General features: G+C 47.7%; 19 protein-coding genes and 1 pseudogene. 5 read left to right on the top strand and 15 right to left on the bottom strand.

Annotated elements, in window-relative coordinates; genetic code table 11:
• Positions 1–1,094 precede the first annotated feature (1,094 nt).
• From ACFSKT_RS02860 to ACFSKT_RS02850, 3 genes are all read right to left on the bottom strand, one after another.
• Positions 1,095–1,487, bottom strand: a complete 393-nt coding sequence (locus ACFSKT_RS02860) for a hypothetical protein (RefSeq protein ID WP_377720290.1) — start codon at positions 1,485–1,487, stop codon at positions 1,095–1,097.
• Positions 1,488–1,599: 112 nt separating this feature from the next.
• Positions 1,600–2,808 carry a hypothetical protein gene (locus ACFSKT_RS02855; RefSeq protein ID WP_377720289.1) on the bottom strand — a complete coding sequence of 403 codons (1,209 nt, stop codon included), beginning with the start codon at positions 2,806–2,808 and terminating at the stop codon, positions 1,600–1,602.
• A 110-nt stretch (positions 2,809–2,918) separates the two neighbouring features.
• The gene (locus ACFSKT_RS02850) at positions 2,919–3,293 is read right to left on the bottom strand and encodes a DoxX family protein (protein WP_377720288.1); all 375 of its coding nucleotides are present in this window, start codon (positions 3,291–3,293) and stop codon (positions 2,919–2,921) included.
• Between the two features lie 337 nt (positions 3,294–3,630).
• Between ACFSKT_RS02850 and ACFSKT_RS02845 the strand changes: the two genes are divergently transcribed.
• The 3 genes from ACFSKT_RS02845 (at position 3,631) to ACFSKT_RS02835 (ending at position 5,576) form a co-directional block, all read left to right on the top strand.
• Positions 3,631–4,026 carry a MerR family transcriptional regulator gene (locus tag ACFSKT_RS02845; RefSeq protein ID WP_377720287.1) on the top strand — a complete coding sequence of 132 codons (396 nt, stop codon included), beginning with the start codon at positions 3,631–3,633 and terminating at the stop codon, positions 4,024–4,026.
• A 209-nt stretch (positions 4,027–4,235) separates the two neighbouring features.
• On the top strand, positions 4,236–5,009 hold the full coding sequence (locus ACFSKT_RS02840) for a DUF899 domain-containing protein (RefSeq protein WP_377720286.1): 774 nt from the start codon (positions 4,236–4,238) through the stop codon (positions 5,007–5,009).
• Positions 5,010–5,147: 138 nt separating this feature from the next.
• The gene (locus tag ACFSKT_RS02835) at positions 5,148–5,576 is read left to right on the top strand and encodes an RDD family protein (RefSeq protein WP_377720285.1); all 429 of its coding nucleotides are present in this window, start codon (positions 5,148–5,150) and stop codon (positions 5,574–5,576) included.
• A gap of 332 nt (positions 5,577–5,908) precedes the next feature.
• Here the strand turns inward: ACFSKT_RS02835 and ACFSKT_RS02830 are convergent, their stop codons facing one another.
• The 3 genes from ACFSKT_RS02830 to ACFSKT_RS02820 form a co-directional block, all read right to left on the bottom strand.
• Positions 5,909–6,373 carry a DinB family protein gene (locus tag ACFSKT_RS02830; protein ID WP_377720284.1) on the bottom strand — a complete coding sequence of 155 codons (465 nt, stop codon included), beginning with the start codon at positions 6,371–6,373 and terminating at the stop codon, positions 5,909–5,911.
• Between the two features lie 58 nt (positions 6,374–6,431).
• The gene (locus ACFSKT_RS02825; RefSeq protein ID WP_377720283.1) at positions 6,432–7,202 is read right to left on the bottom strand and encodes an isocitrate lyase/PEP mutase family protein; all 771 of its coding nucleotides are present in this window, start codon (positions 7,200–7,202) and stop codon (positions 6,432–6,434) included.
• Positions 7,203–7,344: 142 nt separating this feature from the next.
• Positions 7,345–7,782 carry a GNAT family N-acetyltransferase gene (locus tag ACFSKT_RS02820; RefSeq protein WP_377720282.1) on the bottom strand — a complete coding sequence of 146 codons (438 nt, stop codon included), beginning with the start codon at positions 7,780–7,782 and terminating at the stop codon, positions 7,345–7,347.
• Positions 7,783–7,902: 120 nt separating this feature from the next.
• On the opposite strand from ACFSKT_RS02820, the gene ACFSKT_RS02815 reads away from it, so the two are divergent.
• The gene (locus ACFSKT_RS02815) at positions 7,903–9,294 is read left to right on the top strand and encodes an aminotransferase-like domain-containing protein (protein ID WP_377720281.1); all 1,392 of its coding nucleotides are present in this window, start codon (positions 7,903–7,905) and stop codon (positions 9,292–9,294) included.
• 416 nt (positions 9,295–9,710) lie between these two features.
• On the opposite strand, the gene ACFSKT_RS02810 is transcribed toward ACFSKT_RS02815, so the two are convergent.
• The gene (locus ACFSKT_RS02810; RefSeq protein WP_377720280.1) at positions 9,711–10,640 is read right to left on the bottom strand and encodes an NAD(P)-dependent oxidoreductase; all 930 of its coding nucleotides are present in this window, start codon (positions 10,638–10,640) and stop codon (positions 9,711–9,713) included.
• Positions 10,594–10,911 carry a hypothetical protein gene (locus ACFSKT_RS02805; RefSeq protein ID WP_377720279.1) on the bottom strand — a complete coding sequence of 106 codons (318 nt, stop codon included), beginning with the start codon at positions 10,909–10,911 and terminating at the stop codon, positions 10,594–10,596. Before ACFSKT_RS02805 ends, ACFSKT_RS02810 begins: the two co-directional genes overlap by 47 nt.
• Before the next feature lie 291 nt (positions 10,912–11,202).
• On the opposite strand from ACFSKT_RS02805, the gene ACFSKT_RS02800 reads away from it, so the two are divergent.
• Positions 11,203–11,535, top strand: a complete 333-nt coding sequence (locus ACFSKT_RS02800) for a hypothetical protein (RefSeq protein WP_377720278.1) — start codon at positions 11,203–11,205, stop codon at positions 11,533–11,535.
• A 77-nt stretch (positions 11,536–11,612) separates the two neighbouring features.
• Here the strand turns inward: ACFSKT_RS02800 and ACFSKT_RS02795 are convergent, their stop codons facing one another.
• The 7 genes and pseudogenes from ACFSKT_RS02795 to ACFSKT_RS02765 all read right to left on the bottom strand — a co-directional run bounded on the left by ACFSKT_RS02795 (position 11,613) and on the right by ACFSKT_RS02765 (position 15,288).
• Positions 11,613–12,029, bottom strand: a complete 417-nt coding sequence (locus ACFSKT_RS02795; RefSeq protein WP_377720277.1) for a copper amine oxidase N-terminal domain-containing protein — start codon at positions 12,027–12,029, stop codon at positions 11,613–11,615.
• A gap of 92 nt (positions 12,030–12,121) precedes the next feature.
• On the bottom strand, positions 12,122–12,721 hold the full coding sequence (locus ACFSKT_RS02790) for an NADPH-dependent F420 reductase (protein ID WP_377720276.1): 600 nt from the start codon (positions 12,719–12,721) through the stop codon (positions 12,122–12,124).
• Positions 12,718–13,125: a MerR family transcriptional regulator gene (locus tag ACFSKT_RS02785; RefSeq protein WP_377720275.1), complete on the bottom strand. Its 408-nt coding sequence runs from the start codon at positions 13,123–13,125 to the stop codon at positions 12,718–12,720. The genes ACFSKT_RS02790 and ACFSKT_RS02785 overlap by 4 nt, the downstream gene beginning before the upstream one ends.
• A gap of 85 nt (positions 13,126–13,210) precedes the next feature.
• Positions 13,211–13,531 carry a hypothetical protein gene (locus ACFSKT_RS02780; RefSeq protein WP_377720274.1) on the bottom strand — a complete coding sequence of 107 codons (321 nt, stop codon included), beginning with the start codon at positions 13,529–13,531 and terminating at the stop codon, positions 13,211–13,213.
• Positions 13,532–13,698: 167 nt separating this feature from the next.
• Positions 13,699–13,992: a hypothetical protein gene (locus ACFSKT_RS02775; RefSeq protein ID WP_377720652.1), complete on the bottom strand. Its 294-nt coding sequence runs from the start codon at positions 13,990–13,992 to the stop codon at positions 13,699–13,701.
• Between the two features lie 43 nt (positions 13,993–14,035).
• A pseudogene (locus ACFSKT_RS02770) lies at positions 14,036–14,488 on the bottom strand (sugar phosphate isomerase/epimerase family protein); the annotation flags it as partial.
• Positions 14,489–14,544: 56 nt separating this feature from the next.
• Positions 14,545–15,288: a phytanoyl-CoA dioxygenase family protein gene (locus ACFSKT_RS02765; RefSeq protein WP_377720273.1), complete on the bottom strand. Its 744-nt coding sequence runs from the start codon at positions 15,286–15,288 to the stop codon at positions 14,545–14,547.
• Positions 15,289–15,412 lie beyond the last annotated feature (124 nt).

Here is a 15,412-nt window from a genome sequence, read left to right as displayed (position 1 = left end):
ACGGCACTTTCCTTATGGTATCGCTTATCATACATAGTCCTCCGATTCGTTTGGATTATTTTCAATCCCAACATATCACCGAACTATGACAATACTTGTCGTAGTTAATTGACTCTTACATCCTGGCTAAGCGAGTGTCACTTACACCGCATACCTCGCCTTAGAATTGGAAATAATTTCGTGCTGAGGTGAGAGAGATGAACCTACGGTCATGGCTACGCCGAAAACCTTTTTCGCATCCAGCAAATAACCGGATGGCTTCATTCGTCGTACCATCTGAACCTGTGTTAGTCGTTCTGGAAGAGAACCTTCAGCTGCTGCAGCAAATATTCACGGAGACGCCAGCTATGAATATTCGCATGCTTCCGATAAAGGATAACGGAGGACAAGAAGCGCTTGTTTTGACGTATGCGCTAAGCGGACGCTTGGTCATCGTCCACAGCGGAGCGCGAAGAAGGCTGCTCCTGGAAACACCGGCTTTCCTGATCACCCTCATGCTGATGATTTCAACCTATACGATCGCTCGCAACGGACTGGGAATTGTAGGCCGATACGCGGAATTTGCCGTACATACCGAACGTTGCCTGCCACAGCCCAACGCCCTGTTACGTTTCCCGTACCTAGGCGTTTCGAAGCAACGAAGTTCAGTCCGCAAAGTGACAGTGATTTCGTTATATATACCAAGGCAAAAAAATGTTCAGCATGATGAAAAAAGCAACAGCAGTCAAACGCAGACGCACCAAGGGTTTGAGCCACTTCGTGCGGTATTTTGTACCCCCCTGTTAGAACGAGGGGGTTCATGCCGAAAATCGATACTTTTTTCGGTCCATTCACGGCTCATCGGACTGCCAGTCGAGCTCCTCCGGGGCCGCGACGTGCCAGGCAAATCCGAATCGCCGAACGCATTTTCGTACACCAATTTCTGTCATGAAAATTCTTGCCAACTTACATTTCGTCATGCTAAGTTACTGCCTATGGAACTCGTAACTTGCAAAAAGTGCAAATTCCGTATTTTGTACGTATGTCTATCGCCGCGGCAATGTGCCCAAGTTCTTGTCACAATTCGCATAATTATCGTCAGGTTGCTCAAGCCATTATGATTCGAACAAAGATTTTAATTGGTCTGTTAGTTGTTCAGATGGAACGAAATATACTTTTCCAATTTGATTCGTTGTAAAACCAATTTTTTGTTGTTCACCTTCAAAAAACTGAGCAGAATAAGCATAGCCTGTTCTAGCTTCTTGGTTTGAATCTACTTGTACTTCGACAACACGTATGCTATCCAGCCATTGCTGAATTTTATCCCGATCTGTAAAGCTTTTGGTTTCGCCTGTAGCTCCATTTCTAATGTCGATACGATCAATCTTAGCAAAATCCCCCTGATAAAATTCCGCTAATTGTTTTGACCCTTGATCCACATTTCCCCCTCCTTGGCTACATCCGACAATTGAAAAACAAAAGAGAAAAAGTAAAATCAATTTTTTCATGATGCTCCCCCTCTTCCCAATGCGTCTTGTCCCCATTCTTTGTTGGATGCCATAGCTTTGCTTTCGCTGGATTTTTCGTCGCCAATGTTATCATGAAAGCCGCCCTCTCCAGTTAAATCTCATTGGGTTCAACACCTATATACACCGGCAACCGCCAGCTCAACTGCCCTTCCGCAGGTTCGATGGGAACAAAGGCAAGGTGGAGATAAGAGTGGCCCACACCTCTCCCAGTAAATGCAAGCTGGAACGAATGGACAGCACGGGTTGTCTGCGCCATCCATTCATTAAAAAGACCCAACCGGATCGCGTCCGCTGGATACAGCCCTTGCAAGAAACCTTCGGAGAAAGCGATATCCGGGTATCGGTATCCGCTGATCTGCTGACGAGGCCCTTCTCCTGGCGTGATGGCTTCGAAATGATGCTGAAGTGGATCGCTGCTTAAATCTTCCCTCGCGTTGAAATGAGGTGAAATGCGAATCATTGTTCCCGCTCCAAGCTCAATGAGTCCCTCTTCGATCGCCGGCCCCCACACCAATACGTCGAGTCCAGTAAACGTTTGCCCTTTATTGATCAAACCGCATGTAACCCTAGACTTTACCCCGACATCACTGACCGCGTGGGCGTCCCAGCTCGCAAAATCCAGTTTTGGCCCTTCGGGTATTAACATGTCAATGGATTCAGTTAGACGAAGGATGCTGCGAAAATGAAGAACCTTTACCATTCCGTCCTCAGCTGTACGTTGTTGGATTTCCGGATCAACGTTATAACCTCGGAAAACAGCTTCATCTGGTATGGCCAAGAACTCCGCGGCGCGCTCCAACGCTTCGTCGGCAAAAACCGTTTCCTTCTCCCAGATCTCTTTTAAGCGCACGGGTTCAATGCCGGGCGCGCAAACCTCTGCCCATTTCGATGGCAAACCATTCCGTTTACGCGGACGACCTCCCCCCACCATTTCATTAAAGATAGCAAGGTTGTTGACGATGGTATCAGCCGTTCCTCCATCTCGGTATAGGCGCATCATTAGCAAGTCGCTGTCGTGCACAAGCGATCCTACAGCCGGCACACCAAGGCGAGTAATCGTTGTTCCGATCGCATCCATTGCGTTTATGTCCTGCTCGTCCAGCTTTTGATCGTAAATGGAAATCCAGCGGTCCGAAGATACCTGCAGAATAATGGAACGGTCCGCAGATTCTGAATCCTCCGTTGTCTCGTACATTCCATTAATTAATTTATGTGTTATTTCATGCTCCAGTTTATTCAGTAATTCCGATGTATCCATTGCCTCACTGAATACCTGGATATTGGCAAGGAACGTCCCCATGTCCCCACTCCTAACCTTCTAATCGTTTCTTCTATTCTACCACCATTGGACGGATAGAGGACCAATCGAAAATGCAATAGGATTGAGTGCAACTTCACTCTTAATGTCCATCATAGTTTACGACTCGGTGGGCGTAATACCCAAGATAATATAATCAATCCAAGAAAGACCAATGGGAAAGCAATTTCAAGAAGGCTGTCGCCTGCGTAGGCGTGTGATGCCGATGCACCAATAAGGTCAAAGACAAGGCCTGCGTAAGCCCATTCTTTCAGGCGTGGAAAGCGCGGTATGACAATTGCGATAGAACCTAGGATTCTTCCAATCCCGAGAAACGGTAAAATGTAGATCGGATACCCAAGATGTTTCATTTCCTCTACTTGATGTTCTCCTTGCATGATGAAAAGGATGCCACCGAAAAATAATAGCCCTGCAGCTAATAGGGTGCTTATCCAGTATACGGTTGGTTTCATTGTTTCTTTGTTCATGTTCGCTCCCTCTATTCACCATTCACTTTGTAGCGCATGAATTGCAGCCACATTCTGTTTTCATGCAAGCTGATCCTGCTGCTTTGCGTCTTTGATACATCATGATTCCTGCTATGACGAAGATAAGAGCAAATCCCACAACAACAAGTGGATTCAAAAAGAAAGAGGATGCCCCGAGGATTGCCGCGCCTCCAAACAGCGGCAATGCGCAGCATAAGGCACATGCGACTAATAATCCAAGACCAGCGAGGGCTTTCTTCATTTACATCACCTTCCAAGTTTTGTTATACTTTTGATCATAAAACTTAAAGCACACTTTAAGTCAAGGGGTGTTATCATGGCTGGAATTAGCATTGGTCAACTCGCGGCAATGGCAGAAATAAACGCATCGACGCTGCGTTATTACGAATCGGTTGGTTTGCTTCCTGCTGCGGAACGTCAGAACGGACAACGCCGGTATGACGAGCGCCTGCTTGATCGCATCAATTTTATAAAAATAGCGCAGCAAACCGGCTTTAGCATTCAGGAAATCATTGTTTTACTGGAAGGCTTTGAAACGGGTGATTCGCTTTCGGAACGCTGGGAGCAGATGGCAAAACATAAGCGGTCCCAACTTGAAGAGCGAAAGAGGCAGTTGAATTCTATGATACAAATATTAGACAGTGGGCTTAAATGCAAATGTATTACTTGGTCGGAATGCTTGGAGAAGATAGAGAATAACGGTTCGTGTTAGGGGAGTAAAACTACACGACTTTTAAGTATATATGTTCTTGTCACCCTACATTTGTTTTATATACGAACCTTCCACTTCGCCAATCGCCTGTTGTTGTGCAAGCCGCACGCCCGCCGGGTAAAGAATCCCTCTCTTTTAGCAATCTAAAAGAAATCCATGGCAGGCGGATGTGATACATTCGAGTTACCAAAGGAAAGGGGCTGATTATGATGACAACGAATCAAGACATTGGCCAATATCCCCAAGTTGTGACTCGCGACGAATGGCTTGCTGCGCGCAAGGAGCTGCTTAAAAAGGAGAAAGAAGCGATGCGGGCAAGGGATGCCTTGAACGCTGAGCGACGCCGGTTGCCCATGGTCAAGATCGAGAAAGAATACGTCTTCGAGGGTCCGGAGGGCAAAGTCAGTCTGCTTGACTTGTTCGACGGCCGTTCTCAGCTTATAGTCGTCCACTTCATGTTCGATCCGGGCTGGGAGAAAGGCTGTCCGGGCTGCACGGCGGGAGCCGATGAAATTTCCGATGGCTTCCTAAAGCATCTGAACGCTCGCGATACTTCGTTCGTCCTGGTTTCCCGTGCCCCTCTGGCCAAGCTCGACGCCTTCAAGACCCGGAAGGGATGGGACTTCCCGTGGTACTCCTCGCACGGCAGCGACTTTAACTATGATTTTCATGTCACGCTGGATGAGTCGGTTGCTCCGATCGTATACAACTACCGGACCAAGGCGGAGTTCGAGCAATTAGGCAAGCCTTTACACGTCAGGGAGGGCGAGTCCATTGAGCAACCTGGACGAAGCTGTTTTCTGCGGGTCGGGAACGATGTGTTTCACACGTATTCCGTCTATGCCCGTGGGCTCGAACAGTCTGGCGGAGCCTACTATTTCCTCGATGAGACGGCACTTGGCCGACAAGAGGACTGGGAGGAACCGAAGGGCCGAGCCGCTAAATACGGTCCTGATCCTAGTTTCACGGAAAATAAAGACTAGTGCAGTCACAGATTTCGAAGGTATCGGAATAGGATAGTGATGGATGGGGCTGCTCCGCGAGGGTCGGAATCCTACTGGAATGACCATAAGGAGCGTGAGTGCATCTTGCGTGAAGACAGCTTTGATAACGAGAGAAACATGGACCATATGTATGCCATACCGGTCGGTTTCTGGGCCCGGCTCGGTGGGGTGCTCATGGACGGCTTGATTTTCTTCATTCCGTTCGGGTTCATTGGACTGCTTATTTTCGGCGAATGGAACGGCAACAAGGCTTGGTCCTACTCTGTTGACGCGCTTAGTTACCTATACATGATCTTCCTGCCGCTGCTCTGGGGCGGCCGCACCCTCGGCAAGAAAGCGATCGGCGCCCGCATCATCCGCGTGAGCGGCCAGCCGCTCGGGATCGGGACGATGCTGCTGCGCACCGTCGTCTCGAATATCCTGTATGCCGTCACCTTCGGCATCGTGCTTATGATCTCGGCCATTATGGTCGGCGTCCGCGACGACAAACGCAGCGTCCATGATTTTATTGCCGGTACGCAGGTCGTGGCCGACGCCGACCGGTAACTGATTGTCCTCGTTCACTTGCAACACATCGTATTCTTAAGCATCCTGCCCGCGATGTTCTTCATAATCCATGGCGTCTGCCCTCTTCTTTTGGGCGCCGCCTTATCCCCATGCTTGCCTTCCAACTGTGGAATGGCCACCACCCCCTAACTTCTTAAACCGATCTTTTACAAGCTCTGGCCAATAGATTTTCCGTAAACTCCACGATCTCTGTCCTACGGTCCCCTACTGCGCAGTCCGCCCGATAGCTCAACATCAAAAGGAGTAGCTGCCGCGGCAAACTACTCCTTGGTTGAACTAACGTTCTCCGATAGTTCAATCTTGCTCTACTACTATAACTGCTGCTTTATGGCTTTAATTGCTGCAAAATGCATGCCTTCATGATATATGCAAAAACTGAGGCATTCCTTAACTGCCAACAATTCAAGACCAGCCGAGGTAACAAATGGTTCCTCGAGTTTTTCTTCTAGACGGTGTTCCAAGGTTTGACCAGTCCGTTCGATTTGCATAGATAGCAATAGCAGAATTTCATTCAAGCCAGGTACTTGCGTTCCCCAGTGCTTCGGCATAGTACCTGGAGCAAACACTTCTGCAAAGTGCTTAGGCAACTCCATTTTTTCGTTCGCTAGCGCAAAAGAGAACTTTTCATGAACAAGAAGAATGTGCCCAAGGTTCCACAGAATATTGTTGTTAAATCCTCGAGGTACAGTGCGTGCTTCTTCCTCGCTCATCTCTTTAACCTGTTTTATTGTACTGTCTCGAACAAATCTCAATTGTTTAAACAAGTAATTGTTCATTGTAATTCCTCTCCTTGGAAAAAGTCAGTATTACCGTCCAGATAATCACAGTATTGTTTCATTTAAATAAGATTGCGGCATCATGAGAATCAAGCATTTCTACTGCACATTGCTCAAGTAACGCAGTCATTTTACGATACAACGATCCACCTAAGCTTAACCGTCGAACTCCCAGTTCCTTTAACTTTTCGCAATCCGTAAGGTCAGGAAGTGCCATGACATTGAGCGGTGCAGACGCGGAGGAAGCAATCATTCTAATTTCTTCCCAATTCTTTAGTCCGGGTACGAAGATCCCGGATGCACCGCTCTCTACATAATGTTTTGATCGGGTCATGGTCTCGTTAAGCGGATCTAGATGATGGAGAAGATAGGGGTCGGTCCTTGCGTTAATAAAAAAGTCCCCAAAACCGCTATTATCTAGAGCGCTTCTTATTTTGGCAAGAAGACCGCATTGTTCCGATAGTGGTTTCAGTCCCCTAGAAGCTTTCAACGAGTCCTCTATATTGATTCCCACTGCTCCGATATTCGCGACCTTCAAGACGTTGCTGACAATTACCTCATCGTTAGGTCCATAGCCGGACTCAATATCAGCTGAGACGGGGACTTGTACATGATTAACAATTCGTTGAATCACGGCAAGCTGTAATTCGAAGTCAATCGCTTCCCCGTCCGAATACCCCAAGCTAGTGGCTATCCCCCAGCTCGTTGTCCCGATCGCTTTGAAACCTGCCTTTTCGAGAACATGTGCCGAGGGTAAATCCCATGCGTTCCCAAGCACCAGCAAATCATTCGATTCGTGTAGCCCTTGAAACTCTTTCATTCTACTCATATTCTCTTCCTCCCAATATATGCTAGTAGGACACCCCATGCTGACATCCTCCCGATAGCTCAACGACACAAGAAGCAGCTGCGCGGCGGCAAACTGCTCCTGGGTGGCTTTGAACTAACGTTCCTACTTAGAACTCAATGCGTTAACAGGGCTTAAAATGTTCCCAACACTTAGGTTCATGAACGACCCGTTGCATGGTATCCACAGATTTGAAATTATACTGCTCATAAAATGTGTGAGCATCTTTTGTGAAAAGTCCCGTTGTCTTCACTTGCAAATCCGGATGTTCAACTATACAATTCAACAGCCATTTACCAAGTCCTTTTCCACGAAAATCAGGATCAATAATGACATCACAAACCCAAGCGAAAACGACGTGATCCGTAATAACTCTTGCAAAACCGATCTGTTTCCCATATTCAAACAAACCAAAACATAAAGAATTGCGCATACTTTGAACGATAACATGCTTGGGTCGCTCTGAAGCCCAGTAACTATTCGACAGCAGCTCATATACAGCATCGGTATCCATTCTTTCGAAACCGCAACTAATTATATACCTATCCTTGTGCCATTCCATATTTGTACCTCCTTGTTTTATACATCTATATCCGTACACTTAGAGTATACTTACACTTAAGAAGTAAATATATGGTGATTATATTCATCTGTACAGGTACAGAAAAGAGGTCTTTCTCTAATGAATACAAAGTACTTACAAATCATGGATGTAATTAAGGGGCAAATGACAAGCGGACAGCTCAGAGCAGGGAATAAACTCTCTTCGATTCGGCAATTGTCCGAACGCTTTAGTTGTAGTAAAAATACGATCATACGAGCTTTAAACGAATTAGAAAAAGAACATCTGATTTATTCTGTTCCTAAAAGTGGATATTATGTCGTAAATGAATCTCAATCGTCTCATTCCGATATCATGAACAAGAAGATTGATTTTTTGTCTGCTGGTCCGGATAAAGAAGCAATGCCTTACCTAGACTTCCAGCATTGTTTAAACCAAGCTATCGACATGTACAAAGATGAACTGTTTAATTACTCGGATCAACAGGGGTTCTACTCCCTTCGCCTCCAACTCGTTAAACATCTACAGGACTTGCAGGTATTCACTGTTCCGGAGCGATTGTTTATGGTATCGGGATCCCAACAAGCTCTTAATCTGTTAGTGTCCATGCCATTTCCAAATGGAAAAGATAATATTTTACTAGAACAACCTACCTATTTTGGTCTTATCGATTCCGTTCAACTTCATAATAAAACTGCCTTCGGAATTGATCGTACAAGAGATGGAATTGATTTGAACCGTTTAGAATTTATATTCCGAAACAATCAAATCAAATTTTTTTATACTGTACCAAGGTTTCATAATCCGCTCGGATACAGCTATACAAACGAACAAAAGAAGAGAATTGTAGAGCTAGCACAAAAATACGATGTTTACATCGTTGAAGATGATTACTTGGGTTCACTTGATCCGAATCCGAAATCTGATCCAATGTTCGCTTATGATCCTTCCGGCAGAGTCATATATATGAAGAGCTTCTCCAAAATCATGCTTCCGGGATTAAGACTTGGAGTAGCGGTATTGCCTCCTTTAATGGTTAACACCTTTTTGAGATACAAATTTAGTGCAGATTTCAATAGCTCGGCTCTTTCTCAAGGAGCATTGGAAATTTACTTGAAAAACGGTATGTTCAATGCGCATATCAAAAAAATTAGAGAACGATATCAAAGAAAAATGCAGTTCCTTCAAGAGGCATGCCAGCAATATTTACCTCCTGATACTTTCTATTCAAAACCTACTTCAGGATTTTTTTTAACCGTATTTCTTCCTGAACGGATAAAGGCTAAACAACTCGTTCATTTATTGTTACAAGAGAATATCTTTGTAGATGATTCAACAAGGATGTTTTTACCCGAATACAGAAAGGAAAATATGCTTCGTTTGAGTGTTTCTCAAGTGGAGGAAAACCTGATCACGCAAGGGGTAGAACAAATTGCTCGGTGTATCCAACTCATCCAGGAAAATAGCAAGAAAGAGCAGCTGCCGCGATGGAAAGCCGCTATGTGGCTCTAAGCTATCGTTCCCAGTAAGTTCAATGGACAAGTGTGTTTTATTTACATAGATCCCCTACAAATTTAGGGAGAATAAACGATGCCCCCGTAACCCCCATCGCAGGGAAACCCAATTCCCCTGAAATCAGCACATAGTTCAAACCTGTATTGAGTAAAAGCGCACAGGCGCTAGCATACCACGGGAGTTTGACACGCTTTATGCTTCAGAGAATTGAAGCATAGATAAAGGTGATTGCGGTCACAACGAAACTGATTCCAATCTTAAAAAATGTTCGCCATTTTGAATGACTTGCGGGTCATCCGTATACAGCGCCAGCATAAATTCAAGGAAAACCACCATAAGCAGGGTTAATCCCCCGCTTACGGCAACACTCAGCAGGTGTCTAAGGACGATGTTATGAAGGTTTGAAAAACACCCTATCCGTCAATTAGACTATCGAAATAGTGAATTGCTCTGTCGATCAGATGTCGGTTCATCCGTTCCATCGTTCGATCTGTATAGTAAGCGGTATGTGGCGTGCAGATCACGTTAGGCAGCGACAGAAAACGGGCCAGCGGAGTTCGTAGAGGTTCCGTGGGATAGACATCCAGGCCAACTCCTCTCAGATGTCCCGATAGCATGGCTTCCTCCAAGGCATCGTAATCCAGTATGGAACCGCGCGCGGTATTAATTAATACCGCGCCCTTCTTCATCATCTGTATCCGCTGCCTATCGATAAAGTTGGCATTCTCCTGCCTTGCAGGTAGATGCAAGGAAATAATATCCGCTTCTCGTAACACCTGTTCAAGCGGATATCCTCCAGGTGTCGTCCTTCCCTGCTTATCCGCCGCCAGCACGTCCATACCAAGCATCGTACCGAGTCGTGCCACCGCTTGTCCGATCTCGCCGTTCCCGATTATGCCAAGCTTCCGTCCATACAGTTCCATACCTGGCTTCAGTTCATTTCTCCACTGCCCGGCTAGTGTATGATCCCGTGCTAGTCCCAACTGTTTGCTCAGGTAGAACATCATGGCGAGCACATGCTCGGCTACCGATTGCTGCGCCACTGGCGGGATGTTCGCAATGACGGTCAAAGGATCCGGCAAAACATGTACAGGCACATAGTCCGCATTGTGGGCTCTCACCCCGATATACTTGCATCTCTGCAAAGCCGCCAATAGCGCATGCGGGAAATAGCTGTGAACGAGAAAAGCGTCGCATTGCTTGAACTTGGTTAAGTCTGTCTCCGAGGGGGAGACGTATCGGATCGTAAAGCTGTGCTTAAGCCGCTCCTCCTCGGCACTGGACAGAATAATGCTCTCATCTATGAGACAGACCGGCGCTCCATTGCACCGCTCCATGCGCATGAAGGTCATCCCGAATCGTTCGGTCCGGATTTTCCAGGAACAGATCGATTAACTGTTTATACTCGAAGTCGTATGCCGTCGCTCCCTTAGGATGCGTAACCCGCATGTCGCGCGGCTCTCGCTTCCGCTCGAAATCATAAGGCGTCAGATCGTATCGTTTGTACGTCGTATATTCCCGCGTCGCGACATGCCGCTCCGCTTCCTCGCGATACCGCTCTCTATTGGCCTCCGACTCTTCACATAAAGATAAATAATTGCTTCCGACCAGCAAACTGCTCGCTCCTTCGGATTCCCAAATGTAAAACTATGTAAATTATACCATAGGCATTCGCCCATCATGCGAACATACACGCTACGGATCGCCAGTCCAAAGGGCAACCGCTGATACCGGATCAGTAAAGTACACTCTCGGCGCCCCGATCGCCAGGCCTCACTATTTCACCAAAAAGCCTCGCTTCATATGAAGCGGGGAATCCTTATAATAGATCTATAGACACATAGTCGTTCGCACTGTCTCTTGGATAATAACCGATTTTCTTAACGGGGAGGAAATCCTTAAAAAATGAAGTTTCCTTATGCTTTAATTGGAATCACGCTAAATGTGGCTCTAACGTTTACCATCCCCATCATTGTGAAGATCACCGCCACCTGTCTATATTTTATTTCTAGCTTTTTGGGCTACGAAGATGGAGCAGATATTCGTGGTGATGAAAGTGTTTTTATCATTGTTCTCCTGTTGACCCTGCTTTTATTAGGTTGGTTTTTTTCTAGCTTGTATTTTGGCAACCGTTACGTGTACAGAAAGTTGAAAATAAGGTTAGGTTATTATCTTGTTTTGTGTTGTGCGATCCTCTTGACCTCCTATTATTTCGTTGAGCAAAGGTGGCCGCTTTAAGAATACCTGCACTCCCTTCAATTTGAAGGATTCATCTCGCTCAAAAAAAAGCCCGGCGCTCGGCCCGGGCTCTTCATCTACCATGTTGTAATCTTGACGACAAATAACGAGCCGTCATAAACGACCTTATAGCCGAAAACCTCACTTACAAATCGAAGCGGCATATATACTTGACTGTTCAGTGTACGGTATCCAGCCTCCATGCGAACCTGTTTCCCGTTGATGGTCGCATGTGCATCACCCAAACGGTACATTATCTTCGTATTGCCTTTCTGAGCAATGACGAGCTTCTTCTTGGTGTCAAATGAAACATCGGCTCCCAACCGGCTGAACAACTCACGCATCGGCACAAAGATAGATCCCTGACTCAGCAGTGGCGCCTTGGTGAGATACATGGGTCTACCGTCAAGTGTAACTACAATCTCCAGCGGCTGCTGCGGCGGCTGAGGTGCTGGGACTGTTTTGGCATAAGGGTCAGTAAACGCGATAAACAATGTTGTTCAAATCAGTCTCTTATTATAGCAGGAAAGAGAAAGTGTTGGTGAAAATAGTAGATTATGCTGTTGGGAGGAATAGCTTCATGGCCTTAACGCCTGAGCACGCTAAGGCTATATTCCCGCCCGAACTTGGGAGCCAGCACTCCCCAAATCGTCCCGATCGCAGTCTCCACCTTCGCCATACCGTCAGGACCACCGACATCTACCGGATCTAGTCCCAACTGGGTTGTCAGCTTGGAAACAGCGGCTACAGCTTCGGGGTCATCCCCACTCAAGAATGCCGTGGCTGTGCCCGCTTCATACTGCGGGTTCGCAAGCACTTCCCAAGGCAGCGTGTGAAAAGCGCGGACGACGCGCGCATTCTGAGCCAGACGCCGGACCCCCGCATCAGCGGACTTGCCGTCGTATCGGTTGGTGCAATTGATGAGGATCTTTCCATCCAGATCCCCCGCCTCGGTCAGGACGTGCTCCACATCATCGGGCAGCACGGCTAGCAGGATTATCTCACCGAACGCTACCGCTTCCTTGATCGTTCCGGCCTGCGCATTCGCACCTGCATCCTGCAACAAGAGCCTTATCTTCTCGCTATATGGGTTCCGCGAGCCGAACATTACGCGATGCCCAAGAGCTGCCCATCTTTTACCTAGTGTTCCGCCCATATTCCCCGAACCAATCGAAGCGATCTTCATTCCATCGCGGCCTCCTTTTCCAATATCTTAGTGTAGAAATCCAGCTTCTCTCTCGTCTGTCCGATCACGTTCGCTAGCGCTAAGTACTGCGCTTCCATTCTGGCCAGATGTTCTGAAAGAATTTGTTTTCGGTCTGCGATGGCCGCCTTATCGTCGTCGCTTAGTGGGAAAATAGGATTCGCGAAGCAGCGTCCTTCCTGCAGAAACGTCTTCATTTCTCCTAGTGATAACCCCGTCCTTTTGAGACAGTGCAAAGAAGAAAGCAGCCGCACGTCGTCCTCACTATACGACCTCAGCCCCCCTGGCTTTCTCATTGGCGGCTTGGTCAAGCCGATTTTCTCGTAATACCTGAGCGTATCGATACTGAAACCCGTCAACTCCGCCGCTTGCCCGATCGAATACATCGGTTTATCACTCCTCCCTGCTTCTGTATATTTTTATTCTATTGGCTGGAGACGACTCCAGGTCAATACCCGATTTACGGTCTCATCATTTATTCACCAGGACTTTTGTAATACACCACTTGAACCTCACAGACCTTATAGATCGCGTTCTTGTGTCTGGTGCGATGATATGGTACCTCTCCAGCAGAGGCGCAAACCAATTCAACGTCATGGGATTGATGCAGTTGCCGCCTTGCAGCACGATGATCGGCTTCGCCTCGGGAGATCCCGATTCCAGCACATGCGTGGTTCCAAAACGCGTCTTCACATAAGTCCGCTTAACGTGCACCGGGAGCAGCGATAGATATCGCTCATAACTTCTTAGCAGCGTATCTTTCCCTCGCTGATTGCGATAAATGGTTGCCATGACAGTCCTCCTACAAGGCAATGAAGACAACAAAAAGAAGCCTCTACCAACAGCACCGTGCATAGACACGGCACACCCTTGGTGACAGGCTCCTCCAGGTAAAGCAGATATTCCGTTGGCCGTATATTATATCAATTCAAGTTTATTCGCGAATTCGCTTCAGCTCATTAATCACTTATACGCTTAATCGTGATTTCCTTCGCAAGCTCAGAGACCTGTTCTGCCATCCAGCGGTTGACCTCCCACAAATCGGCGACCGGTTCGTTCGTGAACGGAAGCGTATGCATATAACCTGGCGGACCAAATTCCGCGGTGAACGTAGCTTGCGCAGCGCCTTCCGAAGCCTGACGGTTCAGTATGGCTCTCCACCATCTTAGATGCAAGTCCAGCTCTTGGCGGTACTCGGGGGCGCCGGGATGAGGCACTTGCGGCCCTTCGGGGTGGGTACCCCACTCTTGCATGAATGTGAATCGTCCTGTCCATCGCAATCGCAAGCGCCTCTTCCTGATCGGCCAGATCGGATTCGCATACGTTCACCCAATGGCTGAAGTCAGCCGTTATCTTCAGCTCCGGAAACTTACGAAGAATTCGGGCCGTCGTCCATGGCGTGAACATCGCCCGCTGCCGGTGAGTTTCATGACCGACCTCAATGCCGAATTTCATCTGCGTTTCCAGCGCGGATGCGAAGAATCGGTCCTGCTCATCCTCCGTCATGCAGTCTCGAGCACTATGGGACACGATCTTGACCGGAGCGAACCGTGCTGCACGCTCCACTTGCCGGAAGAACGAATCGGCATGGTCTCCGTCCGTGAAGACTTGCGCGATAAATCCGAGACCGTAACGGACCAGCAGTTCTCGGAACTCCTCTTCCTGGCCCACAGGGGGCAAAGCCGTTTCCACGCCGGCATAGCCCGCCGCGGCGATCCGCGCGAATTGCTCCTCGTAAGCACCTTCCATTCCCCATAGCGCTTTGAAGCTTAACAGTTCCATCCGTTTTGACCCCCATTGCCCGATTAATAAAGCGGGTATTTCTGACGCAAATCCTCGCGGTGAAGCACGTTGGAGTCCTCCCGGATATAGTGGCACACGTACGAACGGCGCCAACGGTTTTGGCTTCTGTTTTTGTTCGAGGAATGAATGAGCAGCTCGCTGAAGAACAGAATATCGCCCTTCTCCATCAAGACGGGGATTTGCCTGCTCGTGTCGACGCCTTCGGTCTCCTCCGTCCACGATTCATGCTCTTCAATATTTTTGACGGCGCCATGGGGCAGCAGACCAAGCTTGTGCGTACCCGGCATGACCCAGAGACAGCCGTTCTCCTCGTCGATCGATTCCTCCATGGCCGTCCAGGCCGCGATCATCGTCATCGGATCGTTCTTAATGTAATAGTAATCCTGGTGCGAGGCTTGCCCGGGGGAACCCGGCTCCTTGTAGAAATACATGCTCTGTACGCACACCGCTTCCTTTCCCATCAGCTGAGCCAGCGATCCCCTGACAAGTTCATGCTTCATGAGCTGCCGGGAGAAGCTATCATGCTTATGCGGATTGAACAGGCGAAGCGAATATTTCTTGCTTTCCTCTACAGCTGCCCAGTCCGGCATCGGAGTTTGGTTGCGGATATCATAAATGTGTCCATTAAAGGCATCAATCAGATCCGCGCTCATGCCTTTCTTGAAGAGAAAATACCCCTGCTCCCTAAAAAAATCAATGTCCTCTTGACGTAACACTTGTAACGGCGGCGCATAAGTCTTATTCATAATGACTCCCTCCATGACAAAAAGGTTTCCTTGCTAGGAACAGCTTACCGCCGCTGCGCCTTCGCAACAATGACTGCAATTATCATATCTGTGTCTGTTATTGACATCAGCCTTTTCGGGAACA

Source organism: Paenibacillus xanthanilyticus (genome assembly GCF_042682185.1).
Lineage (GTDB): Bacteria > Bacillota > Bacilli > Paenibacillales > Paenibacillaceae > Paenibacillus_Z > Paenibacillus_Z xanthanilyticus.
The sequence above is the reverse complement of the archived record's forward strand: the minus strand, read 5'-3'. Positions and strand labels throughout refer to the sequence as shown.

What these genes read in the sequence shown, in the direction of transcription:
- ACFSKT_RS02810 (WP_377720280.1), bottom strand. Translation starts at nt 10,640, where the DNA reads ATGCGCATGGAGCGGTGCAATGGAGCGCCGGTCTGTCTCATAGATGAG.
- ACFSKT_RS02855 (WP_377720289.1), bottom strand. Translation starts at nt 2,808, where the DNA reads ATGGGGACGTTCCTTGCCAATATCCAGGTATTCAGTGAGGCAATGGAT.
- ACFSKT_RS02785 (WP_377720275.1), bottom strand. Translation starts at nt 13,125, where the DNA reads ATGTATTCGATCGGGCAAGCGGCGGAGTTGACGGGTTTCAGTATCGAT.
- ACFSKT_RS02775 (WP_377720652.1), bottom strand. Translation starts at nt 13,992, where the DNA reads ATGCAAGAGTGGGGTACCCACCCCGAAGGGCCGCAAGTGCCTCATCCC.
- ACFSKT_RS02835 (WP_377720285.1), top strand. Translation starts at nt 5,148, where the DNA reads ATGGACCATATGTATGCCATACCGGTCGGTTTCTGGGCCCGGCTCGGT.
- ACFSKT_RS02765 (WP_377720273.1), bottom strand. Translation starts at nt 15,288, where the DNA reads ATGAATAAGACTTATGCGCCGCCGTTACAAGTGTTACGTCAAGAGGAC.
- ACFSKT_RS02820 (WP_377720282.1), bottom strand. Translation starts at nt 7,782, where the DNA reads ATGGAATGGCACAAGGATAGGTATATAATTAGTTGCGGTTTCGAAAGA.
- ACFSKT_RS02790 (WP_377720276.1), bottom strand. Translation starts at nt 12,721, where the DNA reads ATGAAGATCGCTTCGATTGGTTCGGGGAATATGGGCGGAACACTAGGT.
- ACFSKT_RS02825 (WP_377720283.1), bottom strand. Translation starts at nt 7,202, where the DNA reads ATGAGTAGAATGAAAGAGTTTCAAGGGCTACACGAATCGAATGATTTG.
- ACFSKT_RS02830 (WP_377720284.1), bottom strand. Translation starts at nt 6,373, where the DNA reads ATGAACAATTACTTGTTTAAACAATTGAGATTTGTTCGAGACAGTACA.
- ACFSKT_RS02845 (WP_377720287.1), top strand. Translation starts at nt 3,631, where the DNA reads ATGGCTGGAATTAGCATTGGTCAACTCGCGGCAATGGCAGAAATAAAC.
- ACFSKT_RS02860 (WP_377720290.1), bottom strand. Translation starts at nt 1,487, where the DNA reads ATGAAAAAATTGATTTTACTTTTTCTCTTTTGTTTTTCAATTGTCGGA.
- ACFSKT_RS02840 (WP_377720286.1), top strand. Translation starts at nt 4,236, where the DNA reads ATGACAACGAATCAAGACATTGGCCAATATCCCCAAGTTGTGACTCGC.
- ACFSKT_RS02850 (WP_377720288.1), bottom strand. Translation starts at nt 3,293, where the DNA reads ATGAACAAAGAAACAATGAAACCAACCGTATACTGGATAAGCACCCTA.
- ACFSKT_RS02815 (WP_377720281.1), top strand. Translation starts at nt 7,903, where the DNA reads ATGAATACAAAGTACTTACAAATCATGGATGTAATTAAGGGGCAAATG.
- ACFSKT_RS02800 (WP_377720278.1), top strand. Translation starts at nt 11,203, where the DNA reads ATGAAGTTTCCTTATGCTTTAATTGGAATCACGCTAAATGTGGCTCTA.
- ACFSKT_RS02780 (WP_377720274.1), bottom strand. Translation starts at nt 13,531, where the DNA reads ATGGCAACCATTTATCGCAATCAGCGAGGGAAAGATACGCTGCTAAGA.